Genomic DNA, 222 nt, shown 5'->3' with positions numbered 1-222 from the left:
ACCCTGCGGTCCAAGTACCATCGGCGCTGGAGGGCTTAACGGTCGTGTTCGGGATGGGTACGCGTGGAACCCCTCCGCCATCGCCACCAAACAGGTGTTGGTTCTATCCAACCTATTCAGGCCGGCACCGCCAAGTGCCGATGCATCTCTAGCTCGGCAGCTCTTGTCTGCCTTATAGATGTTGCACCCTGAAAACTGAATGCGAAAGTAAAATCATCAAAC

Annotated in this window: 1 rRNA gene; it reads right to left on the bottom strand. The window is 55.0% G+C overall.

From position 1 onward, the window contains the following. Positions 1 to 91 (bottom strand): 5S ribosomal RNA (gene rrf / locus PPOP_RS10800); the annotation flags it as partial. Positions 92 to 222 lie beyond the last annotated feature (131 nt).

It is taken from the genome of Paenibacillus popilliae ATCC 14706 (assembly GCF_000315235.1).
Lineage (GTDB): Bacteria > Bacillota > Bacilli > Paenibacillales > Paenibacillaceae > Paenibacillus_B > Paenibacillus_B popilliae.
Note: the sequence above shows the minus strand (reverse complement) of the source record. Positions and strands in the feature narration are given on the sequence as shown.